Genomic DNA, 24,915 nt, shown 5'->3' on the forward strand with positions numbered 1-24,915 from the left:
AATACCTTAAACTACACTTATATGAATAAGATTAGATTGCGAAACTTGGGAGTTATTGGAGCATTTGTAGTGCTGTTTTTAATGTACTTCGAGTATCAATCATTAAGGAAGTTCAAGGTGAAATCTGAACCGCAGTTTATGATTGCTCAAGGTGAAGGTTTAAATGAAAAGGAGGAGGCAGAATCAGAGAATCCTCAAAAAAGAATTGACTACGAAATGAATATGTTGAAAGACCCAAGTACGGGTAGAATCCCTTTCGACATTCGTCATAAAGAGCTTTCATTTGTTCGTGAAATAAACCGAATAGATAGAAATAATATTAGGTCGTCCGCTGCTGGTGTTTCTCAAACTAGTGCAGCATTGCCATTTGTGAATTTTGGGCCATTTAATATTGGAGGAAGAACTAGGGCGCTGGCAATCGATATAACCGATGAAAATATTCTTTTGGCTGGAGGAGTTTCTGGAGGAGTTTGGAGAAGCACAGATCAAGGCACCTCTTGGACTCGTACCACAAACTTTGATCAAATACCATCGGTAACAACTATTGTTCAAGATAAAAGAGTAGGAAAGACCTCAAATTGGTATTATGCTACAGGGGAGAATATAGGGAATTCTGTTAACGTGGCAACAGGAACTTTCTACTTGGGCGATGGTATCTATAAGTCTACCAACGGTGGGATTTCATGGGATTTGCTTGAAGGAACAGCGATCAACTCAGTCTCAAATTTAGGAAAGTTTAGCTTAGTAAATAAAATTGCCATAGATTATTCAAATCAGAATAATACCGAAATTTATGTAGCTGGCCTGAGTAAAATTTATAGGACAGTTAACGATTTTCAGAGTGTAACAACAGTTTTGGGGCTTCCTAATACTGGAGCTGGTAATTCATCAGATATTGCTATAGCAAGTGATGGAACTATCATCGCTAGCATCCCAAACAGGTCTAGTAATGGAACAAGTCCTGAAGAAGGTATTTTTATTTCTCCTGACGGTATTAGTTGGACATCAATAGCCTTGCCCGCTGGATGGCCATCCACTTTCAGAAGAGTAGAATTGGCATTCGATCCACATGACAATAACTTCTTTTATGCACTTGGCGAAACCTTCTTTTATAAATACAACAGAAGTACTTCCACTTGGACTGCCCTTACAAGTAACATTAATGTAAATAGCGAGTCTGTAGAAGGTTTTGATGGTCAAGGAGGTTATAATTTAGCAATTGAGGTTCACCCTGAAAATCAATCAGCTGTATTTATTGGTGGAACAAACCTTTTAAGATCACCCAATGGGTTTACTACTGAAACCAATAGAGTGCAAATTGGAGGGTATCTAGGTGACGGAACGGCTAAGGTTTATACAAATCATCACCCAGACATTCATACGCTTGCTTTTTTACCTTCCGACTCTAAAAAAATGTTTTCAGGTTCTGATGGTGGAGTTCACTTAACCAATGACAATACAGCTGGTACTGTGGTTTGGAGTTCTCTAAACAACGGGTACGTTACTTCCCAGTTTTATACCGTTGATCTTTTTCGCACCGACAGAGGAGACGATCAAATTATAGGTGGCATGCAAGACAATGGCACATGGGTGCTTTTTCCGAACGATCCAACAGCTGCTTGGGTTCAAGCTTACAGTGGTGACGGAGCTTTTGCTGCAATTACCTATAATGCGCTGTACGCTTCTGCTCACGAGGGGCGGATGGGGAGGTTCGAACTGCTAAATAATAGTTATCAGGCACCAAAGGACATTGCCCCAAGTGATGATAATGAGGAATTCCTTTTTATCAATCCTTTTATTGTAGATAGGGTTAATCAAGATCGTATGTATGTAGCTGCAAGAGGAAAAATATACTATACCTATGATGTTAGAGAGAACCCAGGGAATGGAGAGTGGGAAGAGATTAATGGTATAGGTATTTCAGGCCACTATGTTTCAGCATTAGCTACTTCAATTCAACCTGAAGGAGTACTTTATTTTGGGACAACAGATGGAGGACTTCAGAAGATATCGAATACAAAGAAGATAACCTCTGTGTCTAACATATTGAGGAACAACCTACCTCAGGGCGCTTCAGTTACCAGCTTAGCGGTTGATCCAAGAAATGCAGATAGAGTATTTCTAACATATGGAAACTATGGAATTGTAAGCATTTGGATGTCAGAAAACGGAGGTGAAACTTGGTCTTCCATAGCTGGTAATCTGGAAGAGAATGCCAATGGAAGTGGAAATGGACCATCTGTTCGGTCAATTGAAATCTTGCCAAATGGAGCTTCTGGAGAAAAGGTATTTGTGGGTACTTCTACTGGTTTATACATGACCAATAGTTTAAACGGGACGAACACTGTTTGGACACAACAGGCTCCGAATATCATAGGTAACAGCGTAGTGAATATGGTGAAAGTTAGACCAGTTGATGGTAAGGTAGTAGCGGCAACTCATGGTAATGGAGTGTTCGTGGGCTATTATGATACTGACTTTAATCCAGAAATTAATTATTCTATAATGGGAGAGAGTAGAGCAGTTATACGAGCTAATCAATCGTATAATACAGGTCAAAGCTTTGCATTTAAATGGTTTAAAGATAATGCAGAGATAACTGGACAAATAGGTAGTGACCTTATTGTTACCACTTCTGGAACATACAAATGTCAAGTCACAGATCAATTAGGACCAGTTGCCTTTACAAATGAAGTGTCTTTTGACTTTGACGTAGTAGCTGGTATTGATGATGATCCAATTAAAGCGAGTGCTCAGGTAAGTCCAAACCCATCAAACGGTATGTTTAACGTGAATTTAGATGCAGCTTACGCTATTGGTTTTGACTACTCTATAGTGAACAGTAATGGCAATCAAGTAGTGACAGGCAAGAAGGAATTCTATAATACAGAAGAGAGGTTCCAAGTAAACTTGAGCTCAATGCCTGATGGTTTGTACATCTTAAATGTGAATAATGACAAACGCAGAGATGTAATTAAACTATTGAAACAAACGAATTAAGGAAATCTAAAGAGAATACTGAAACGGCTGTGATTTAAAAATTGCAGCCGTTTTTTGTTTGATTTAGAACGAATAAACCCTGTGATGTGAAATGCAATAATCTAGTGGAATGTCATGCAGTTCTGAATAAGGAATATGATCCAAAGGAGGGCTGATTGCCAAGCCGACTTTGATCATATTATCACTCGCTTGCGCAAAGAACTTATCATAAAAACCACCGCCATAGCCAATTCTAAAGCCCTTTCGGTCAAAGCTAATTAAGGGTACGAATACTACATCAAGGTCAGTTATATCGAAGTAATTTTCGCCATCAGGTTCAGTAACCCCAAAACTCCCTTTAAGCAGTGTGGTGGAGGTGGTGAATGCAAGGTGCTCTAATTGCTTGGTTTTTGCATTTACCCTTGGTAGTACAACTTGAAACTCAGGCTGGTCAATGAGTTTCTCAAAAAGTGGAAAGGTGTTGACTTCACGCTGTTTTATAAGCGGAAGGAAAAGGTGGATGTTTTTGAGCTGGTGTTCTGAAATGAGTTTCAATGCTTGTTCACAAACCAATGCCGATCGGAGTACGTGTTCTTCTTGCGTAAGTGTTTTACGCTTGGCTAAGAACATTTCTCTGAGCACTTGTTTAGTCATGAGCAGCCATCAAGTGAAACTGGTAATCGAAGGCATCTAGGCTGTCTAAACAGTTCTGAATAAATGCAGGGTCGCTAAGGTAGAAGTTTAAGAAGTTGTCTTTTCGTTCTTGTGGGCTTCCGCCAGGGAATAAGCTTTCCTTGATGGCCGAAATACGGTTCACCAAAACTTCCTGATTTCGTTTTTCGGCTTTCAGTAATTTCTTCTCAATCTTTTCAATGGAATTCTCTGCCCTTTTCTGCTCAGCGGCTACTAACTTTTCGAGCGTGACGTCAATGGGTTTGGCAACACTTAAAACCTCTGCAAAAATAGATTTCAGTTGCTCCAACTCTTGATTTAGACTCAGTTGATTCGTGGTATTCTCCTTTACTTTTTCTTGAATCAAGACTTCTTCTGGTTTGAAAATATCTTCAAAACTCAGTTTCGATTTCTCAATTTTGCGCTGAATGTTAGGAGTGACAACTCCAACAAAATTCCGCGGCATTAGCATCGGGAGAGGTGTTTTGAAATGCGTGAAAACCTCTTTCAATTGAAGCCAATAGACTAATTCAGAAGGGCCACCGACATAAGCTAAATTCGGCAAAATCATTTCCTGATATAGCGGCCTTAAAACCACATTTGGACTGAAACGATCTGGGTGCTTTTCTATCTCTGCTCTTAATTCATTTTCTGTAAACCGAATCTCTGTATCAAGTACATGAAATTCTCCACCTTCTTTTACTATGCGCGAGCGTATGTTTTCTTTTAAATAGAAGAAGTTGATCTCTCTCGGGAATACCTGCGTTTTATAACCTGCTTTATCCAGTTGGGCTGAAGTTTCGGTAACGCAGTCATTGGCAGAATGCTTGAAGATATCATCAAACATTACAGGCTTGAGTATAGTTTTAAGCTCAGCATTGTCTGCGTCTACCACAACCAAACCCTCACTACCAAAAAGTGCATTTACATAATGTCTTCCAGCTTCGGCTAGGGTGTTTCTCTTCAAATAAGCTTCCTTGAAAATATCAGGGAGACTAATGATCTCGTCAAAAATTGGCTTGAGCGATTTTGGGTCAAAGCGTCCAACGGCTCCTGCTTGATCAGTTTTCCAACTGAATTTGTTGCCATTAAAACGGAAGTAGCTAATTTCTTCAAAGTCATGATCTTCAGAAGCCATCCAATAGACAGGTACAAAATCGTAAGCTGGATATTGCTTCTTTAGGGCTTTACAGGCGTTGATTACGGTCACTATTTTATAAATGAAATAAAGTGGGCCGGTGAAAATATTCAGCTGATGACCAGTAGTGACAGTAAAAGTGGTTCCTGCTTTTAGAAATTTAATGTTCTGTGCTGTAGCTTCGCTTAACTCAAAACCATCATACTGCTTTTGCAGCACTTCCGATAGAACCGCTCGGTTTTCTTTGTTGAAGTGTTTTTCTTCAACCTGAAGCTTGAAGTTTTCAATGCTGGGTAAACGATTGTAGAAGCCGGTTAGGGCATCCTTTCCTTCAATGTAATCCAAAAAAGACCTTGAAAAGCTGTTCGTTTTATTGAAAGGTATTTTGCTCAATAGTACTTGCGATAGTTCCGAAACAGCCATAGTCGTTTGTTACAAAGGGTTTTGATTGTTAGATCAGCCTCGACAGCAATTCAATCTAATGCAGCATAAACATGAAAAGTGCTTAAACTGGTTCACCATAAAGATCGAATTCTGTAGCATCTGTGATTTTAATATTTGCGAAATCGCCAATTCTTAAGTGATGTTTTTTAGCATCGATGATTACTTCGTTATCTACTTCTGGCGAATCGTGTTCTGTTCTTCCGTAGTAGTTTCCGCTTTCCTTTCTATCAATTAGCGTTTTGAAAGTCTTGCCAATTTTCTCTTGGTTAATTTCGTTCGAAATTTCTTCCTGTATGCCCATTACGATATTCGCCCTTTCTTGTTTCACCTCATCTGGCACATCGTCAACATAAGAATAGGCGTGCGTGTTTTCTTCATGCGAATAGTTGAAAATTCCCAATCTATCGAAACGCATTTTCTTCACGAAATCGACCATGTCATTGAAATCTTCTTCCGTTTCGCCCGGGTGACCCGCAATCAAAGTAGTTCGAATGGCAATGCCTGGAACTTTAGCCCTGATTTCTTCGATCAGCGCTTCAGTTTTTTCACGGGTAGTGCCTCTTCGCATCAATTTCAGCATTTTGGTAGAACCGTGCTGAAGAGGAATATCTATGTAACTGCAAATGTTGTCACGCTCTGCCATTACTTTTAAAGCATCTATTGGAAAGCCAGTAGGGAAGGCGTAGTGTAAACGAATCCATTCAATGCCTTCCACATCAGAAAGACGTTCAAGCAATTCTGCAAGGTTTCGTTTTTTGTAAATATCTAATCCGTAGTAAGTAGAGTCTTGAGCAATGAGGAGCAATTCCTTGGTGCCATTTCTGGCCAAGTTTTTTGCTTCTAAAACCAGTTCTTCGATAGGTCGTGACTTATGACCACCACGCATCAAAGGAATGGCGCAAAAGGAGCAGGGTCTGTCGCAGCCTTCTGATATTTTTAAATAAGCGTAATGGTTAGAGGTGGTGATAATACGCTCGCCTATCAATTCGTGCTTATAATCTGCTTTGAACTTCTTAAGAAGCGCAGGAAGCTCCATGGTGCCGAAGAAGGCGTCTACTTGAGGAATTTCAGTTTCTAGATCATCTTTGTAGCGTTGAGAAAGGCAGCCTGTTACGTAAAGCTTATCAATTTCGCCATCGTCTTTGGCGTCAGCATAACGTAAAATGGTATCGATGGACTCTTGCTTGGCATTATCGATAAAGCCGCAAGTGTTTACGATAACAATATTAGCATTGTCTTTTTTAGACTCGTGAGTTGTTTTGATTCCGTTGCCTCTCAATTGAGTAAGCATTACTTCTGAGTCCACTAAGTTTTTTGAGCAACCTAGTGTTACAATGTTCACCTTGTCCTTCTTCAGTCCCTTCGTTTTCATTCCTTATTGTATTAATGCGCAAAGGTAATGAATTATAAAGGCTTGGTAATTTATTTTCTCTTCTTCCTAAAGGTAATCGGAACAACTTCGTCAGTCGGCATTCCAATTTGGTAAAGCTCCCAGTCGGGGTCGTATTTGCCTAATATTTGACGAATGCAGTCTACTCGATCTTCACTAGGGTTTTCGCAGTCGGCCCAGTGGAATACTTCGACTCTGTAATTGTAGGATTTTTTCTCACCGTTGATTCTTACTTCTACTTCAATGTCTTGTTCCCCAGTGATTTGAGGAATGTTAATGGCTATAGCTCCCATAATCTATGTACGTTAATGAACAAATGTTTTCTATCCGCTTATATTTTAACAAGGGTAGTGCCAAGAAGTTAAGTTTTTTAAAATCAATTAGTTACGAATCATGTCCTTTAGTTAGTGCTCGAAATAGTTCAGTCAAACGTTCGTGAACGTTCATGTTTTGGTTCTACTCAAAAAACAGATGAAGCGATCCCTTTTCCTTGTTATTGTAGATAACGGGCTCTAGGTGAAATGCTCTTTTAATGTTTTTTGCGTTCAGTACTTCGTGTTTGGTGCCGCTGGCAATGAGTTTTCCATCCTGAATTAAATGAATAACATCCCCAAACTGGGCTGCTAAATTGAGGTCATGCACCACGCCCACCACCACCAAGTCTTTTTCCTTCAATAACTCTCTTAGTTTGTGCATAAACTGAAACTGATAATGAATGTCTAGAAAGGTGAGGGGTTCGTCTAGTAGCAAATATCGACCTTGGTTGTGAATAGGGTTCCAGATTTGCGTAAGTACCCGAGCGAAATGTACCCGCTGACGTTCGCCACCGCTTAGTGTAAGGTAATCTCGTTCGGCCATGTACATTACATCAAAAAACTCCAAGGCAGCTTCGCAGGCATCTCTATCTATCTGTCGCGGAGCATCGGTGAAATGAGGATATCGTCCCATCATCACCACTTCCCACACTTTCAAAGGGAAGGCCAAGTCGATGTTTTGAGAAAGTACCGCTCTCATTTGCGCCAGCTTTTTATCGCTAAGCTTTTTACTGTCTGCTTGGTTGTAGCTAACTGTTCCTTGGTAATCCGTCAATTGCCGACTGATTACCTTCATCAAGGTGGATTTTCCAGCTCCATTTGGCCCAATGATTAGATTAAGCTTTCCAGCTTCAAACTGAACTGATACATTGTCGAGCAGTACTTTCTCTCCAATTTTGAATGTGATTTCTTTGGCTTCGAGCATAATCAGAAATAGTATTGTTTTTTTCTTAGTAGAATGATAAACACGGGTACGCCTACCAATGAAGTGACGATCCCAATGGGCAATTCTGCTGGAGCTAATAATAAGCGAGAGGCTAAATCGGCCAAGCTCAAGAGAATTCCACCCATGAAGGCACTTCCCAATAAGAGAAAACGGTTATCGGAGCCTTTCATTAAACGAAGGAGGTGAGGCACCACCAAACCTACAAAGCCAATTACCCCGGTAAACGAAGTGGCTACAGCTACCAAAAGTACATTTAAGGCAATTACCCCAATCTGTAATTTCTTCAAATTGACCCCAAGGAAAATGGCTTCGTCTTCTCCCATCATTAAGGCGTTCAGTTGCTTTGCATACCTCAGGGCAAAGAATAGGCAAACGACCATAATTGTACCTACTATAGAAACGGAAACCCAGTTGGCACCTGAAAGTGTCCCGAGGTTCCAGAAAATAATGGATCGGGCTTGCGGGTCGCGGGCCAAGTAGGAGAGGAAGCCCACACCGCTCAAAAACAGTGCGTTAATCGCAATGCCTGTGAGCAATAATGCCACTACAGAGCTTTTGCCTGTAGATCGGTTTTGCGACAAAAGGAAAACGGCTACCGTGGAAAGTGTTCCTCCAATACAGGCCGCAATCGGTAAAGTCCATTCGCCAGCATGAACTTTAATTACAGAACCTAAAACGAAGTACAATGAAGCTCCGAAAGCTGCTCCGCTGGAAGTGCCTATTAATCCGGGCTCCACAATTGGATTTCGGAACAAGGCCTGCATCAATACTCCAGCGATAGCCAGACTGGCGCCTACGAAAACTCCCATTAACGCCCGAGGAAGCCTGATTTGCATGAAGATTCTTTCGTTGAGGTTCATGGCTTCTCCACTAATCAGTTTCGTGAATGAAGCCTGAATTTCAGCCCAAGAAATATTGATGGCACCCAATTTCATAGAAAAGAAAAAGGTAACCAGAAGTACAACTGCAAGAATGGGGAACCAAGCCTTGTATTGATTATTGAACTTGCTCATTTCTATGAATTAGTTCTTGAAGTTTGAGAATTACTTCGCCTGTGCGTGGACCGAAGTACACCATGTCGTGTTCTTCCACCCTATAAATGCGATTGTTCTTGGCGGCATTCGTTGTACTTACTCCAGGAAGAGATTTTAATTGTTCTTCGGTACCTAGTCGGTCGTAACCAAAGTCGGTGAGTAGAATAACATCAGGGTTTGACTTGGCGATCACTTCTGCTGAAAGCTGCATCATGCCACGGTCTCCATCAATGGGAATTGTGCCGCCCGCCATTTCAATCAAATTGGCCGTAGTACTGTTTTCCGTCATGGTGAGGTACACATTTGTAGCTCTACCGTAATGAATCACCACCACTTTGGGTTTTGTAGTGTATTGCGCTAGGGCATTTTCGGCTGTAAGTAAATCCTTGTCGAGTTTGGCATTGAGCGAATCTGCTTCTTTTTCCCTGCCGAAGTATTGCCCCATTTCTGTGACCAATGCTTTGGCTCCTGGAATATCATCTCCTTTGGTTTTAAATACCATCATCGGGATTTTGAGCTTTTCCATTTGTTGCATCACTTGTTCTGGTCCAACATTATTGTCATGAATAATCATGGTTGGTTCCATGGAAAGAATGCCTTCCGTGCTTAAAGCCCTGTGATAACCCACAGTAGGTAGCGCCTTAATTTCGGGCGGATAAGTGCTCGATAGGTCTACAGCAACTAGATTTTGTTGTGCATTTAATTCGAAAATGATTTCGTTGTATTGTTTTGAAAGGCATACAATTCTTTCCGAATTGGATTGCTTTTCATCTTTGTTTGAAAACCTACCGCAGCTGGTAAGCACCAAGGTCGTGAGCAATAATGTATATAGTTTTTTCATCGTATTTAAGGTTGAAGAAAGAGGCTGAAGGTCACCCTGCTCCGAAGTGTCGGAGTGTTTCAGGGCCCGTCATTTAAACTTCTGCAGTTTTAATTATGGGATGCCGAAACAAGTTCGGCATGACTAAACTTCAGCCTCTTTCAATGATTAAAAGATGTATTTCAGTTGAATTCCGCCAAAGTAATTGGCCTTTTTAGGGGCAGGTATGTAGGCGTCATTTAACTGGTTGACGAATATCATGTAGTAATATTTCTCACCTAAAATGTTGTTTACACCAAAGTATAGATCCATATCAAAGTGACTTGAAAGCTTACTGTGGTAGCCCACTTTGGTGTTCCATAATCTATAACCTGCAGATTGGTTAGCGCCATCAGATGTGATAGGCATACCGTCTCTGTATTGGAAATTCAAATTTCCATACAAGCCATTTTGTGCATAGGCATCAATACCTACATTGGCCACTATTGGCGAAACACCAGCTACATCGTTCCCATCATATTCCGCAGTCGTTGGTACACCACCACTTAGTGATTGGTAGCTGAAGTTTTTGTAAGTGAAGTCAGAATAAGTAAGGTTGGCAAACGAACCCACTTTGCTAAAGAAGCCAGTACTAGACTTATAAAGCTCATAATTGGCAGCTATTTCCAAACCTTTGTTGATTTGACCACCGCCATTAGTGATGTAGGTATAGGCAGTAGTATTGGCATCTAAAGGCACTGCCACAGAAGTCATTTTGTTTTTAAATTCTGTGCTGAACAGCGCCAATTGGTAATTGAATCGGCTGTCGAGTAAAGAACCTTTTGTTCCAATTTCGAACTGATCGCCTTCTTCAGGTTTCAAACCAGTATTCAATTGGCCAGTAGCGGAAACTACAATATTTCCACTTACAGGCGCCTTGTAGCCTTTGCTATATGAAGCATAAGCGGAAAGCTGACTGTTGAACACTTTGTTGAGAGCGAAATGAGGAGACGCCATGTTTTTATAAGTCACCTGATATCTCTCACCTGCTTTATCGTTGGCTGCGTCATAAGTTCGGTTCATTAAATCAATGTCCATTGCGCTAAAGCCTAAGCCCGCAGTAAATGAAATATCACTAGGAAGTGAAAGCGTCCATTCGGTAAAATAAGAACCTGTGCTGGTTGTAGTCGCCTGATTACTTCTCATCGCACCAATGACATTGTAACCATTGGGATCGTCTTGATTGGTCACCATTCCATAACCAAGGCTAAGCGCTTGCTGACGTTGTGCCTCAACGCCAGCAATACCACTTAAAGTGGCTCCGTTCAAATCAAAATTCATGTTCAATGTAGACCTGAAGCCATAATTGAAAGGGCTTTTGTCCGTCCAGCCACCAGCAGAACTTGCGTTATTCGTGATTCCAGAACCAAAAATGGCAGTAGTATTTTTTACTTGATTCGAGAATTTGTAGGTGTGGCTTAAGCCCGCTCTAAAACCAACAACTTCAGAGTGCGCGTCATTTTTGATGTATCGGGCATTTCCTGAAAAGTCTCCAGTTTCAAATTGACTGATGGTAAGTTCTCCTGCACGTTGATCGTAACTGTTGGTATAGGCCAAGTAGGTTGAAATCTTCTGCTTTTCGTTAGGCGTGAAATCACCAATAAAGTTGAAGAAGTTCTTGTCCGACTCGTTATGTGGCATGAATCCATCAGAATGCTGACGGCCGTAATTAACTAAAACTGAAGATCGATCTGCACCTAACTGCACTTGGGTAGTGAAACGGCTCAATCCGTAATTTCCTATCAAAGCACTTTGGCTAATGGAATTCTGACCACTTTCAGCCTTCTTGGTTTCAAGGTTTACTGCTCCAGCAATGGCCAAACCATAAAGTGAGCCCGCTGGGCCTTTGATTACTTCTACATTTCCGATAGAACCAAAGTCGATGTCGTCCATCACCGTAATACCTTCCGCATCGGTTACAGGAATTCCATTGAGGTAAACTTTATAACCTTGACCATCGAAGTTATTATTGGCGCCACGGAAACCAACACCACTTCCGTATCCACGAATGTTAAATTGTTGACCAGAAGATACTGCTCTTCTTGTCATGTAAACTCCTGGTACGTTAGCATTGATGGCATCGTCCATAAACAATCCAGTACCTCTTTGCATCTCAAGTCCGCCTAACTTGGTGATGGCGGTTGGAAGATACAATAGTGAGCGGTTGGGGTTTGAAGTAGTGGTAATTTCTACTTCATCAAGCAATTGATTGGTAGGTGTGAGCTTAATCGTAAAGTCTTGATCACAATTTTCAATTCTGCCGGTGTAGCTTCTATAGCCTACATAGGTTACAGTAATTTCTGTTGAACCATTGCACGGAATTGAAAACGCTCCGTTGCTATCCGTTGAAGTTCCACTGCTACCAGTAATTCTAATATTTGCACCAGTAAGTGGCTGATTATCTGAAGCATCAATGACTCTTCCTACTATTCGACCCGACTGAGCCATTATAGAGAAGCCAATAAGAAGCCCTAAAAAAGTATAGTATATCTTTTTCATTTCTTTTTTATTAAAGTTTGAGCACAATTGACCATACTGAAATAGAGTCCATAGAATTATGTTGACCAATATTTCAGCACAGCTTTGTGTATAAAATTGGAATGGTATGAATCACTCTACATGCATTTATAATAGAGTGGATAAGAATGAATCTTACCTTATATAAAGAAATGGTGTGTCTCTGGAGGAGGAGATTCGACCTCGGAATAGATCAGAGGAATACTTAAGTTTTTTTCGAAAGGACTAATAGGCAAAGCTACTTGAAGTGCCGCTCTGGTGAATGAAAACTCCGCGGGGAAGTACTTATCTATTGACCGAGCTATCCGCCTTTTTTTTGACGGTGCTTTTTGTTTTTGGGTTTGTTTTGAAGACGGAATTATCTTTGATAGCCAACTGTCGACTTCATCGTGTTTGCAAATGATGGTATAGCCAGTGTTGGTTTTTTTGATAGAAGAAACATCATACATTTCTCCATCCATTTTAAATTCCCTCCCTTTTTCAGTCCAATCCAAGAGATTATACTCTTGTTCTGTTAGGTTCAGTGTCGTACCGTTCTGATAATTCCCTTGGCGTACCCTCAATTGAAAGGATGCACGGTGGAAGAGGGCATAGTAGGGAGCAAGGTTGCCTAAGGTGGCAAGTCCGTAGAGGGGTAAAAGAAATACTAAGGTAAGGCGTTTTAACAAATTATAGGTGCTTAATACTATGCAGTATCAGCCTAAATCAGTTAACAGTCAAACAAAAACACACTTTAAGTAATAAAGAGTGAAGGACGGTGTTTTGAGGTGTTAAGAAACAATAACTAGCTTACTTCTTGAAAAGCGAATCTACGAACTCAGCTTTGTTAAATACCTGAAGATCGCCTACTTGTTCACCTACACCAATGTATTTTACAGGGATTTTGAATTGGTCAGAGATTCCAATTACTACTCCACCTTTTGCCGTACCATCAAGTTTAGTTATGGCTAAGGCTGAAACTTCAGTGGCTTTCGTAAACTCTTTGGCTTGAATAAAAGCATTTTGACCAGTAGAGCCATCTAGTACCAATAGGATTTCATGTGGCGCTTCTGGAATGAATTTTTGCATTACCCGTTTGATCTTGGTAAGCTCATTCATTAAATTCACTTTGGTGTGTAGTCTACCAGCTGTGTCAACAATGATCAAATCGGCACCCATTTCAACCCCTTTTTTTACTGCATCAAAAGCTACAGCAGAGGGATCGGTGTTCATGCCATGAGCAATTACAGGTACATCAATGCGTTGCCCCCAAAGCTTGAGCTGATCTACAGCAGCAGCCCTAAACGTATCGGCAGCTCCTAAAACTACTGATTTACCTTTGCTTTTAAATTGTGCGGCTAGTTTACCAATGGTGGTAGTTTTTCCTACTCCATTTACCCCTACAACAAGAATAACGTGTGGTTTATGGCCTGCGGGGATAGTGAAATCTGTAAGGTCTTCAGAGTTGTTTTCAGAAAGGAGCTCTGCAATCTCTTCTCGAAGTATTCTGTCGAGCTCAGTAGTGTTGAGGTATTTGTCTTTAGCAACACGCTCCTCAATGCGTTGAATAATTTTGATGGTGGTTTCAACACCAACATCAGATGTAATTAGAATTTCTTCTAACTCATCGAGTATTTCGTCATCAACTTTTGATTTACCGGCTACGACACGACCTAGCTTGGAAAAGAAACCATCTTTGGTCTTTTCAAGCCCTTTGTCGAGCGATTCTTTTTTTTCTTTAGAGAAGATTCCAAACAAGCCCATAATCGTACGTTAAATTAGCAATAAAAAAGTCCCTCAGGAGGGACTTTCGTATATTTATTAAAAGTGCAATTTCTTACTTGTCAGCAAGCACCGTTTTTACCATATCTTCAGTAACAATCTCTTCTTTGAAGGTATATGCACCTGTCTTTGGAGATTTTACCGCTTTAATTACCTTGGCGTATTTTACACCACCTTGGACTTTCAGGGTTGCAACTACTTTCTTAGCCATTATTACTTAATTTCTTTGTGAATAGTGTATTTCTTCAAAATTGGGTTGTATTTCTTCAACTCCAATCTCTCAGTTGTGTTCTTTCTGTTCTTAGTAGTGATGTATCTAGACGTACCGTGCATGCCACTCGTCTTATGCTCAGTGCATTCCATAATCACTTGAACTCTATTGCCTTTCTTAGCCATTTCTTTATGCTTCTAAAATTCGGACTGCAAATATAGCTAACTGTTTTTTATAATAAAACCCAAGGTGCCGAAATATTTTAAGCTAATGGTTACTAATTTGGTTTGTGAATTTAACACCTTCTACAGTGCGGGATTTAATAAAACGGATTTCCTTTACTTATATCTCCCATCGGTGATCCAGTCTAGGCTAATTCGAACGAAAACATTTTCTTTATAGTTATCTTTTTCAAAGAACAAGCCAACACTTCCGTCCTTTAATATTGAAAGCGAAGAATAAGCTGATTTTCCAGCATAAACTGTTTTTGGTGCTGTCCAAGTTTTCCCATCATCATAGCTGGCGCGTATCGAAAGGTTTTCTCTGGAGCTCGAATTATTGAGGTTCGCAAACAGCAATATATTTCTGTCGATTCCATTGCTTGCAACAGGGTATTGAATGATGCTGGCATTGCATGATGGGTCTATCAATTCTGCTTCTGCTTTGGATGCCCATGTTTTGCCTTTGTCATTGGAAATATGAACGAATCTAGTGCCAAGGTTATTGACTCGACTATTGATCATCCATGAACCATCATTGAGTTCCACAATTTTAGATTCATCTGCGGGATGAATTGGGCTGTCAATTAAATACCAGTTCTCACCATGGTCATCACTTCCGAATACATGAAGGCCATTGGCTAGGTTGACAAGTGTGTGAAGCAATGTTCCGTTACGGGTTTGAATTCCCCTTCCTGAGGTAATAAACTTAAAATCATTCTTCCATTCTGATTTTGTTATTTGTGAGGTAATGTCGACAGGTGAGGACCATGACGCTCCATTATCGCTGCTTTTTGTCATTTTCAGATAGTACACATCCTTTTCTGAATTGAGGTCCATATAATTGAAAAACATGATTATATCTCCGGTAATCTGGTCTAAAATAAAGGAAGGATCAGAGGCTGATTTTCCCAAAGGGTAATCGACAATAGATTCTATTTTAGACCAAGTTTTTCCATTGTCCTTACTTCTTCTTATCACAATGTTGATGTCATTACTCCATTTCAGATCGCCACAAGAGGGGATACGTTCATCAATGGCCGCAATGAGGTCTCCGTTTTTTGCAGTGATCAGAGCAGGGATTCTATAACATGACACAGCTTCATTCATATCAGAACTGAAAATATTAATGAATTCGAGTCCATTATTTTGTGCCTGCATAGAGAGAGGAACTAAAAATAGGAAAGCAAGGAGTTTAAACTTCATATTGTAATCACGCTGAGTGCGCTTTTTCTTTACTGGGCTACTTGATTTTAATCCTTTCATAAATAAGTCGAGTTTATGTCAACTTATTTCAGGACGAGACAATAATATAAACAATAAAGGCCAGCAAAGCCGGCCTTTATTACTAAAAAAAGTGCTTTTACTTGTTTCCTTTGAGGGCTGGTAAGGTGAATTGCGCCAATGGGCTGCTTTGTTTCATTAAAGCTTCAATGTCTTCTGATTTTCTTGGTGCATAGCCAGAAAGTAATTCTGAGCCATCTTTGGTAATAAGAATGTCGTCTTCAATTCTAACCGCAATACCCCACCATTTTGGGTCGCATTTACTGCCTTTAGGAATATAGATGCCTGGCTCTACCGTAATCACCATGTTTTCTTGTAGTGGGCCTCTTGGGCCTTTGTCGTGAACATCCAGACCAATATGGTGAGAAAGTCCATGTGGATAATAAGGGTGTCGGGTAGTTTCGTTTTCGATGATGCCTAGCTTTGCTAGCCCTTTATTAATAATATCCTTTGCCAAATCTCCCATCTCAGCCATTGAAACGCCAGGTTTGGCCATTTGAATGGCTTGCTCTTGTGCTTCGTACACCAAATCATAAATGGCTTTTTCTTCTTTCGAGAACTTACCGTCAATTGGAATGGTTCGGGTAACGTCAGCAGTATAGCCATGATATTCAGCTCCCAAATCCATTAAAATCATTTGGTCACTTTGAATATCTATTTCGGTGTTTTCTATGTAGTGAAGAATACAACCGTTATTTCCAGCACCAACAATTGAAGGATAGCCTTCATATTCTGACCCATATTTCTTGAATACAAACTCATGAATGCCTTGTACTTCGGCTTCCGTCATACCAGGATGCATAGCTTTCATTACCTCCGCTTGGCCTACTGCCGAAATAAATACGGCCTTGCGCAAAAGGTCTAACTCATCTTTGGTTTTAATACCGCGTAACTCACCCATAATGGTGTTGAGTCCTCGCAGGTCTAAGTTGTTTTTTTTAGGTTCAGCCCCAAGGCTATTGGCTTCTATGCCATAACCTACTTTGCTTTTAAACTGCTGAATAAGGCTATAGAGATCACTCTCATCACGGGCATTGTCTCTTACATCGTTCTTAAACTCGTAAAAAAGTATTTTATCAAATTTCTCAAAATCTACATCGTAGGCTTTGAAATCTGTGTTATTAAAAGAGTTGAGAATTCCCAGTTTTTCTTGTGCTCCAGCAGAACCTAGTCTGCGGCCTGTCCATTGTTCAGCTTGAGCGTTTCTAGTTTGTACAAAAAAGATTTCATTGTACTCATTACCAGTTTTGTCGGTTTGCATGTTTTTGAAAACCAATAAAACAGCATGAGGCTCATTGTAACCTGTGAGGTAGTATAAGTCAGGGTCTTGATGATAGATGAAGTCTACATCATTTGAACGATTGCGTATGGGGCTGGCAAAGAAGACCGCTACAGAGTTGTCGGGTAGTTTTGCTCGCAATGCATCTCTTCTTCCTTTGTGGAAATCAGCACTTAAGTAGTCTTTTCTTACATTCTCTTGAGCCTGTAAAAAGAAAAATCCTGAGAACATAAACGTCATCAGGATTGCTAAAGTCTTAATTGAAAACTTCATAGTAGTATAATAACGTTTTAGAACGCTATTATACTAAAACGTTACCGTTTTCTCTTGCTTTTTTTAGTACAGCGGTAATGCCATTTTTATTAATGGTTCTTAAAGCTGATGTAGATACTTTTAAAGTAACCCATTTGTCTTCTTCAGGAAGATAGAATCTCTTTTTCTGAAGATTCGGGTAGAATTTTCTCTTTGTTTTATTATTAGCGTGAGAAACGTTGTTTCCTGTACGTGCTCTCTTTCCGGTGATGTCACAAACTCTTGCCATGGGTAAATATAATTTAGTCGCTTTTGAAAACGGAATGCAAATATCGTAATTTTTTGTAAAGACACCAACCTGAGGTGAAAAATATTCATATGAAATTCGGAAGCGGCTATGGCCAGTACAAACCCTTAAAAGAGCCTTAATGAGCTATTTTTCAGAAATGTTATTGTTTATGGCAGTAAAGTGATCAATTGCTTAATCGTTTATTCTGAACATCAATTTCTTTATTCATCATTATCCTCATCATCTATAATGAGGGAGTTATCGGCCAATTCAGGCAAAATACTTTTTGTTTCGGCCTCGCTCAGGGCTTCTACTCCTTTTAGTTTTCTTTGAATGGCACGTGTTCTTTTACCCATTACATCGTCAAGTTGGTTTAGGCCTGTTTGAATGTTTTTCTGGGCTTTCTCCATTATTCCGCTAAAGTTTTCAAACTCTTTTTTCACAGCACCTAAAACCTGCCAAACCTCACTGCTGCGTTTTTGAATTGCTAGGGTTTTAAAGCCCATTTGTAAACTGTTGAGAATGGCCGCTAGAGTAGTAGGGCCTGTAACTATGATTTTGTAGTTCCTTTGTAAGTCTTCAAGCAAAGCGGCTTTGCGAACTACTTCAGCGTAGATTCCTTCAAATGGAAGAAACATAATTCCAAAATCGGTAGTATTTGGAGGGTCAATGTATTTTTCACTAATGTCCTTGGCCATTTTCTTAATGGTGTTATCAAGGTTCTTTTGGGCAATTAAAATCTTATTTTGGTCGCCTTCATCATAGGCTTCTTGTAATTGCTCATAGGTGTCTTTTGGGAATTTGGCATCAATAGGAAGCCAAACATTCTTACCCGAATCGTCTTTACCGGGCAGTTTAATAGCAAACTCAACCAAATCAGCACTGCTGGCTTTTGTTTTTACATTTGCTTCGTATTGATCTGGGGCTAGAATTTGTTCCAATAGGAGAGATAGCTGTATTTCACCAATTCCACCCCGCATTTTTACATTGCTTAATACTTTTTTCAACCCGCCCACATCGGTAGCCAAAGTTCTCATTTCACCTAAACCTTCCTGAACAGCCTGCAATTGCTTGCCAACGGTTTCAAAAGATTGGCTTAATCGCTCATTTAGGGTTTTTTGAAGTTTTTCATCTACTGTCTTTCGTATTTCATCAAGCTGTTTGGTATTGTCTTCACGGATTGATTTTAATTGTCCTTCTACAGATTGCTTTACTTCTTTTACATTTTCAGTGGTTTGTTTGTTGATCTCGTTTTGTTGAACAGAGAAGTCACTAAATTTTTGACGAAGTAATTCATTCAATGCTCTGATGTTTTCTGTGAATTTTCCTTCGAAAGATTTGAGGCTGTTGGTTAACTCTTCTCTGTTGCTTTTTGAAAGTTCGTTGGTTTCGGTTCTGTTTCTATGAAACTCATCTTTGAGTGACTTCTCGGTTCTGTCAAGCGTTGAATCGAATTTTATCATTAAATCTTCAATCTGTTTTAACTGAGGCTTAATATCTAGTTTAGGCTTTTTTGTGAGGGTTATCACAATATTCACCATTGACAGTGCGACTAGAATTATTAATAGGATTTCGATCATGGTGTTTTTCGTTCTTGGAAATGAGGAGGGAAAAGCCGTGGCTTACATCCACTCTCTTTTATCAGTTTCAATACGATAGAGGATGAAATTCTCTAATTGTAACGCTTCATTAAGCGTAATGAAAGGAATACTCATTTCGCCAGCCGCAGTGTAAAGTTCTATGGTAGCTAATTGCTTTCTTCGCTGATACCAGCTTTGTTTTACTTTCACCGCCTGAATTTTATGAATTTGAGTCAGTACGTTTTCTGTACCTACAATTCCACTGTTGCTTCTTATCAGTTCTTCGTTGATTTCATAGCTACGTTTTTTGTAGTAGGCTCGTCCCAGAAAGACAGAAAGGGGAAGGATAAGCAAGAAATAGAAAGCAGCCTCTTCTATTAAAAACCATAAACTTAAGCTCACTAAAGAAGGGAGGATTCCATAAAATAAAACAATCCTCTGTTTTACAGCTGAGCTAATTGAATGCTTGACTTCGGTTCCTAAATACTCTGAAGGAAATACCATATTGATAACTCTTGATATTTGTTTCTTATAGCTCCCAGGAACGTTGATTTTAGATTTTTGAGCATTCACTTCTGTACTGGATGCCTGAGCAATTTGCAAAGTGTACATTTTGAAGAACTTACGGATTGGATTGGTAGACCAAGATACCATCTGTACTTTGTTTTTGTTAATGGTTACCTCTTCTCTATTTAATAACCCCCTTACCAACTTTAATCCGTTCTTGCCCATCCAAAGTTTTAAGTCGTAGTATTTCAAAACAGAATTTCCTAAGGAGAAAAGGAAAGAAATAATGATTACCAGAACAGCGGAAAATAGAAAGGCAAATAACGTGTTGTGTACCGCATAACTTTCGAATTGCGTAAACTGATCTGATAAAAAATCACCAATGTCGTTAGTGAGCTCATTAATAGTGGTAAATACGAAGGCAAAGATAATTCCCATTGAGCGCAGGTGGTTTTGGCTTACGCCTACCTTAAGAAGATCAAAAGGGGTTAAGTGAAGCAGCAACTCCGAAGGACTTTTGTCTGCGCTTATCTCTTTTTCTTCTTCCGTACCTATTTCATTAATTATCTGCTCCTTTTCAGCCATGATGTATTCCCTCAAAGCAATTGCTTCTTCCTTGCTCAGGGCATCAATACTGATTTCCGACTTGTTGGCACCTGCAGAATCAATTTCTACACTTACCACATTGAATAAACGGTGGAGTAAATTTTGGCTAAAGTTGATGGTTTGAATCCGCTCAAAAGGAATGTTCGTTCTAGTCTTTTTCAAAACCCCTTTATCCAAAACAATGGCATTGTCTTTTATGTAATAATAAAATCGAAAATAAGTAAGGATAGAACCGATAAGGTTAAAGGCTGCAAAGCCTAATACTAGATAACCAACTACGTCTTCAAAAGTAGATCCGGCCCTTCTGCCTATAAAAAAACTTAATAAAAGTGGCCAAATAGCCCTTACCGTCATTCTTACAAACTTGATAAGAATGATACCAATGGCTACCGAAGGTTGACGGGTTGGAATGGAAAAATCATGATCGTTCTGTACCATCCTCTTCGGTTTTCTTGAGTACAAAATCTTTCATGGACAATGCTTCTTTATCTGGTAAACCTGGAATAACCAAGTCGCTACTTTGGCCGCCTGCTGTAAACAGCTTTAGGCTATTGATTTTGTATATACGTTCAATAGGGCCTTGCTTCAATTCTGCATGTTGTATTCTATTAAATGGCACTGTGGTGCGCATAGACCATATTAAGCCTTTTGTATAAATAATATCGCGCTGGCGAAGAGCGTATTGCTTCTTTTTAAAACCAAGAATGGTAATTGTAATATTTATGGCCGCCAAAACGACAATAGAACTCATCGATATGATGTAGCCGTTCAATTTTTCTTCAATATCTCCAAGCTCAAGAACAGCAATAGCCCCCCCAATAAGTAAAATGAAAAATAGTGTTGATGAAATAAGGCTTACTTTAAGGTAATTAGGGTCAATGGGCTTGAAGTCTATTTCCTCTAAACCAGGAAGTTCATTAGGATTAACAGAGAGATTCTCGAAGTGGTTTGTCATTTTTTATAGCCGTATGGGCAGTGTCTACAACCGTTTTTACAACAATAGCCTCTTTTAAGATGGTATTTTGCAGTAAAAACCATTCTGCCCAGTTCGTCAAGGTAATAATCTTCTTTTTCTGTGACAAATGTTGGTTTTGATTTAGAATCTTTCGACATCTTTTTTGGGCTAAATTAGTTTGTTTACCTTTGGCGTACCCCCTGATTTTGGGTAGCAAAGATAAAATTTAAAAGAGATGGAAACAGTTCAAAATAGCAAACAAGCAATTAATCTTGAAAACAAATACGGTGCTCATAACTATCATCCGCTACCGGTAGTTCTGGCCAAAGGCGAAGGCGTTTATGTTTGGGATGTAGAAGGAAAAAAGTATTTCGATTTTCTTTCGGCCTATAGTGCTGTAAATCAAGGGCATTGTCATCCGCGAATTGTTCAAGCCTTAAAAGATCAAGCCGAAACGTTGACCTTGACTTCAAGGGCGTTCTACAACGATGTATTAGGGATGTATGAAAAATATATGACCGAGTATTTCGGATTCGATAAAATCTTACCAATGAATACAGGAGCTGAGGCGGTTGAAACTGCCATAAAGCTTTGTAGAAAATGGGCTTATGAGCGAAAGGGCATTCCTGAAAACGAAGCGAAAATTATTGTTTGTGAAGATAATTTTCATGGGAGAACCACTACGATTATTTCATTTTCTAATGACCCTGTAGCAAAGAAGAACTTTGGTCCATACACTAAAGGTTTTATTAAAATACCATATAACGACATTGATGCTTTGAAAGCGGCCTTGGCAGAAGAGCATGTGGCTGGATTTTTAGTGGAGCCTATTCAAGGCGAAGCAGGCGTATATGTTCCAGATAGCGGTTACTTAACTGAAGCCAATCGTTTGTGTAAAGAAAATAACGTGCTCTTTATTGCCGATGAAGTGCAAACAGGTATCGCCAGAACAGGTAAGCTTTTAGCTTGTGATCATGAAAATGTTAAACCAGATGTATTGATTTTAGGCAAAGCCGTTTCTGGTGGTGTGTATCCTGTGTCGGCCGTATTGGCCAACGATCCTATTATGGAAGTAATTCAGCCAGGACAGCATGGTAGTACTTTTGGAGGAAACCCATTGGCAGCCAAAGTAGCTATAGCCGCTTTAGAGGTAATTAAAGATGAAAAACTTGCTGAAAATGCCCAGCGTTTGGGGGATATCTTCAGAGAAAGAATGAGTGCGTTTATCAAAACCTCCGACCTGATTACTTTAGTAAGAGGCAAAGGACTTTTAAATGCGATTGTGATTAACGATACCGAAGACAGTTCTACCGCTTGGGATATTTGCATGGCCTTAAAAGAAAATGGATTACTGGCCAAGCCAACTCATGGTAATATCATTCGCTTTGCACCTCCTTTGGTAATGACGGAAGAGCAACTGCATGAATGCTGTGATATAATTGAAAAGACAGTTAAGGAATTTGCTGCTTAGGCACTCCTAGAATCATTTTGAAACCGACTTTTGAACTCTATTTAATTGGAGTATCTTAAGTCGGTTTTTTTATGCTCTATATAGATGGTATCGCAAAGTCTAAAACCAGATTAACATAAAAAGTTATTTTAGAATCATTAGCTTGTGTATTATTAATTGATGCTAAAAAGTCGCTCACACCTGTAATTTAACCTGAATGAGATTCTTTGCTGTAGCTTGTATTACTCTCCTAACAGTGGCATCATTGAACGCCCAAGAAGTAGATAGTCTGCGTTCGATTATCAAAAGTACAGCGCACGATTCGATTCGAGCCGAGGCTATGGCAGATGTTGCTTGGCTAATTAAGTTTACAGACTCTAACGAAGCAGTCGAATTAGCCAGAAATGCTGTTGAAATATCTAGAAGTATAAACAACAGAAGGGTAGAAGCATATGCTGCAAGTAATTTAGGTATAGTTTTTTGGGGACTTAGTAAATACGATTCTGCTATTCATTATCTTGATATTTCTGAAAAGTACTATGCTGAAATAGGTAATGAACGAAATAGAGCAGTGATACTGATTAATCTAGCTCTCATTAATCAGAATATTCCAGACTATACAAAGTCTTTGGATATGGCTTTTCAGGCCCTGCGAATTTTTGAAGTAGCAAAAGATACCATTGGTATAAGTTCAACCTACACCAATATTGGCAATGTATATTATCTCACAGAAGAGTATTCAAGTGCTCTCGAATACTATAAAAAATCATGGAACCTGAGACAGATGTTCTCAGGGAAATCTTTTGGAGAAACGAGGCATCGAGTTTTATTGAATATTGGGAATGTTTTTATTAAGCTCGAACAGCTAGATTCTGCTATTTACTACCTGAACAAAAGCCAAAGTTTTGCAAAGGAGATTCCTGACTATAAGAATTTGGCGCTGTCAAATATGGATTTAGCCAAAGTGTATAGTGAACAAAAGGAGTATGGAATGGCTTTGAGCTATCTACGGAAATCGACAAGCATTTATAGAGAAGGACTAATAAATAACCCTTATGATGAAGCAGGGCTTTATTTAGATTTAAGCGTATTGTTTAATCAGATGGTGAATTATGATTCGGCATATTTTTATGCTCAAAAGAGTATGTCAATTGCAAACGAAATAGATAATCAAGCTTTGAAAAAGGATGCCTTGAGAAATTTAGGAGATGTTGAAAACAAACGTGGTAAGTACAAAGAAGCTTATAGTAATTTATTTAATTCAATTGAGATCAGTGATAGTCTGTTGAACGCTGAAAAATCTAAGCAGTTGAGTGAACTTCAAACCCAATACGAAACCGAAAAGAAAGAGCAGCAAATTGCTTTACAAGAAGCTCAGTTGGGTGAGCAAGAATTAAAACTTGAGAGAAATCGCTTACTAATGGTTGGTCTAGTTTTGATTGCCATTCTATTTTTGGCCGTAATAATTTTGAATAGAAATAGGGCTAAGAAAAAAGAACAATTAATCAAACAAGAAGCCCAGCTCAAGCTTCGCGAAGCTGAGTTAAATGCTGTAATCAATTCACAAGAAAAAGAGCGAAACCGTTTTGCTAGAGACTTGCACGATGGTTTTGGTCAACTGATTTCAGTACTAAAACTTAACCTTTCAGGATTAACAGATAAGGACGCTCAGCACCCAGAAAAGAGACTAGAAGTTTTCAAAAACGGAGAATCAGTAATCAACGATATGTATGCCGAACTTCGGTCTATTTGTTTCGATTTAATGCCCCAAACCTTGGTGAAAAAGGGGATAACTACTGCCTTAAAAGAATTTGGAGATCGCATTACTCAAAGTAAAAAGGTGGTTTGCGAAGTGATAGTTTTCAGCAATAAAGAACGTCTTCCCGAAATCGTTGAGATTTCGCTTTTCAGAATTTGCCAAGAGTGGGTAAACAATGTAATGAAGTATGCAGAGGCATCTCACATCACCATCCAACTTACCAGAGATGAGGCAGAACTGACCTTAACGGTAGAAGATGATGGAAAAGGGTTTGATGCCGAACTGTTTTACAGTGGCAAAGGCAATGGTTGGAAAAACATTCAAACCCGTTTGAATTTGATCAAAGGAGAGTTTGATTTAGATACCACCCAAGGCAGACGAGGCACTATGATGACAGTTAACTTGCTAGAAACAGATATGAAAGAAGTTTCGGTCAGAGCAGAAAGAAGCATAGTCGTTTAGTCATTTTTT

At 39.5% G+C, this 24,915-nt stretch carries 22 protein-coding genes; 3 read left to right on the plus strand and 19 right to left on the minus strand.

Annotated elements, in window-relative coordinates; all coding sequences use genetic code 11:
• Positions 1-21 precede the first annotated feature (21 nt).
• On the plus strand, positions 22-3,000 hold the full coding sequence (locus AAC026_RS05870; protein ID WP_339695820.1) for a T9SS type A sorting domain-containing protein: 2,979 nt from the start codon (positions 22-24) through the stop codon (positions 2,998-3,000).
• Positions 3,001-3,063: 63 nt separating this feature from the next.
• On the opposite strand, the gene AAC026_RS05875 is transcribed toward AAC026_RS05870, so the two are convergent.
• From AAC026_RS05875 to AAC026_RS05965, 19 genes are all read right to left on the minus strand, one after another.
• Positions 3,064-3,633 carry a 5-formyltetrahydrofolate cyclo-ligase gene (locus AAC026_RS05875; protein ID WP_339695823.1) on the minus strand — a complete coding sequence of 190 codons (570 nt, stop codon included), beginning with the start codon at positions 3,631-3,633 and terminating at the stop codon, positions 3,064-3,066.
• Entirely contained in the window at positions 3,626-5,212 is a 1,587-nt protein-coding gene (gene bshC / locus AAC026_RS05880) for a bacillithiol biosynthesis cysteine-adding enzyme BshC (RefSeq protein WP_339695825.1), read from the minus strand. Before bshC ends, AAC026_RS05875 begins: the two co-directional genes overlap by 8 nt.
• A gap of 82 nt (positions 5,213-5,294) precedes the next feature.
• On the minus strand, positions 5,295-6,605 hold the full coding sequence (rimO, locus tag AAC026_RS05885; protein WP_339695827.1) for a 30S ribosomal protein S12 methylthiotransferase RimO: 1,311 nt from the start codon (positions 6,603-6,605) through the stop codon (positions 5,295-5,297).
• A 50-nt stretch (positions 6,606-6,655) separates the two neighbouring features.
• Complete coding sequence (locus AAC026_RS05890) at positions 6,656-6,916, minus strand: hypothetical protein (protein WP_062300302.1); 261 nt, start codon at positions 6,914-6,916, stop codon at positions 6,656-6,658.
• Between the two features lie 163 nt (positions 6,917-7,079).
• Entirely contained in the window at positions 7,080-7,862 is a 783-nt protein-coding gene (locus tag AAC026_RS05895; RefSeq protein WP_339695830.1) for a heme ABC transporter ATP-binding protein, read from the minus strand.
• Positions 7,863-7,864: 2 nt separating this feature from the next.
• Complete coding sequence (locus AAC026_RS05900) at positions 7,865-8,896, minus strand: iron ABC transporter permease (RefSeq protein ID WP_339695833.1); 1,032 nt, start codon at positions 8,894-8,896, stop codon at positions 7,865-7,867.
• The gene (locus AAC026_RS05905; RefSeq protein ID WP_339695835.1) at positions 8,880-9,758 is read right to left on the minus strand and encodes an ABC transporter substrate-binding protein; all 879 of its coding nucleotides are present in this window, start codon (positions 9,756-9,758) and stop codon (positions 8,880-8,882) included. Before AAC026_RS05905 ends, AAC026_RS05900 begins: the two co-directional genes overlap by 17 nt.
• A 147-nt stretch (positions 9,759-9,905) precedes the next feature.
• Positions 9,906-12,275 (minus strand): TonB-dependent receptor, encoded by a 2,370-nt coding sequence (locus tag AAC026_RS05910; RefSeq protein WP_339695837.1) that lies wholly within the window; start codon positions 12,273-12,275, stop codon positions 9,906-9,908.
• 158 nt (positions 12,276-12,433) lie between these two features.
• Positions 12,434-12,961 (minus strand): hypothetical protein, encoded by a 528-nt coding sequence (locus AAC026_RS05915; protein ID WP_339695840.1) that lies wholly within the window; start codon positions 12,959-12,961, stop codon positions 12,434-12,436.
• 121 nt (positions 12,962-13,082) lie between these two features.
• The gene (gene ftsY, locus AAC026_RS05920) at positions 13,083-14,036 is read right to left on the minus strand and encodes a signal recognition particle-docking protein FtsY (RefSeq protein WP_339608911.1); all 954 of its coding nucleotides are present in this window, start codon (positions 14,034-14,036) and stop codon (positions 13,083-13,085) included.
• A 73-nt stretch (positions 14,037-14,109) separates the two neighbouring features.
• Positions 14,110-14,265 (minus strand): DUF4295 domain-containing protein, encoded by a 156-nt coding sequence (locus AAC026_RS05925; RefSeq protein ID WP_082338205.1) that lies wholly within the window; start codon positions 14,263-14,265, stop codon positions 14,110-14,112.
• Positions 14,266-14,267: 2 nt separating this feature from the next.
• A complete protein-coding gene (rpmG, locus tag AAC026_RS05930) occupies positions 14,268-14,450 on the minus strand; it encodes a 50S ribosomal protein L33 (protein WP_053224769.1) in 183 nt (60 codons plus the stop codon).
• A gap of 153 nt (positions 14,451-14,603) precedes the next feature.
• On the minus strand, positions 14,604-15,749 hold the full coding sequence (locus AAC026_RS05935; protein WP_339695843.1) for a sialidase family protein: 1,146 nt from the start codon (positions 15,747-15,749) through the stop codon (positions 14,604-14,606).
• A 97-nt stretch (positions 15,750-15,846) separates the two neighbouring features.
• The gene (locus AAC026_RS05940; RefSeq protein WP_339695846.1) at positions 15,847-17,319 is read right to left on the minus strand and encodes an aminopeptidase P N-terminal domain-containing protein; all 1,473 of its coding nucleotides are present in this window, start codon (positions 17,317-17,319) and stop codon (positions 15,847-15,849) included.
• A 28-nt stretch (positions 17,320-17,347) separates the two neighbouring features.
• A complete protein-coding gene (rpmB, locus tag AAC026_RS05945) occupies positions 17,348-17,587 on the minus strand; it encodes a 50S ribosomal protein L28 (RefSeq protein ID WP_053224772.1) in 240 nt (79 codons plus the stop codon).
• 221 nt (positions 17,588-17,808) lie between these two features.
• Entirely contained in the window at positions 17,809-19,167 is a 1,359-nt protein-coding gene (rmuC, locus tag AAC026_RS05950) for a DNA recombination protein RmuC (protein ID WP_339695848.1), read from the minus strand.
• A gap of 42 nt (positions 19,168-19,209) precedes the next feature.
• On the minus strand, positions 19,210-20,718 hold the full coding sequence (locus tag AAC026_RS05955) for a PH domain-containing protein (protein ID WP_339695850.1): 1,509 nt from the start codon (positions 20,716-20,718) through the stop codon (positions 19,210-19,212).
• Positions 20,699-21,235: a PH domain-containing protein gene (locus tag AAC026_RS05960; RefSeq protein WP_339695853.1), complete on the minus strand. Its 537-nt coding sequence runs from the start codon at positions 21,233-21,235 to the stop codon at positions 20,699-20,701. Before AAC026_RS05960 ends, AAC026_RS05955 begins: the two co-directional genes overlap by 20 nt.
• Positions 21,232-21,393, minus strand: coding sequence for a DUF5522 domain-containing protein (locus AAC026_RS05965; RefSeq protein ID WP_165899502.1), 162 nt, complete (start codon positions 21,391-21,393; stop codon positions 21,232-21,234). The genes AAC026_RS05960 and AAC026_RS05965 overlap by 4 nt, the downstream gene beginning before the upstream one ends.
• 77 nt (positions 21,394-21,470) lie before the next feature.
• On the opposite strand from AAC026_RS05965, the gene rocD reads away from it, so the two are divergent.
• On the plus strand, positions 21,471-22,706 hold the full coding sequence (gene rocD / locus AAC026_RS05970; protein WP_339610117.1) for an ornithine--oxo-acid transaminase: 1,236 nt from the start codon (positions 21,471-21,473) through the stop codon (positions 22,704-22,706).
• A 196-nt stretch (positions 22,707-22,902) separates the two neighbouring features.
• Positions 22,903-24,906 carry a sensor histidine kinase gene (locus tag AAC026_RS05975; protein WP_339695856.1) on the plus strand — a complete coding sequence of 668 codons (2,004 nt, stop codon included), beginning with the start codon at positions 22,903-22,905 and terminating at the stop codon, positions 24,904-24,906.
• The last annotated feature ends 9 nt before the right edge of the window (positions 24,907-24,915 follow it).

It is taken from the genome of uncultured Roseivirga sp., from assembly GCF_963973945.1.
GTDB lineage: Bacteria > Bacteroidota > Bacteroidia > Cytophagales > Cyclobacteriaceae > Roseivirga.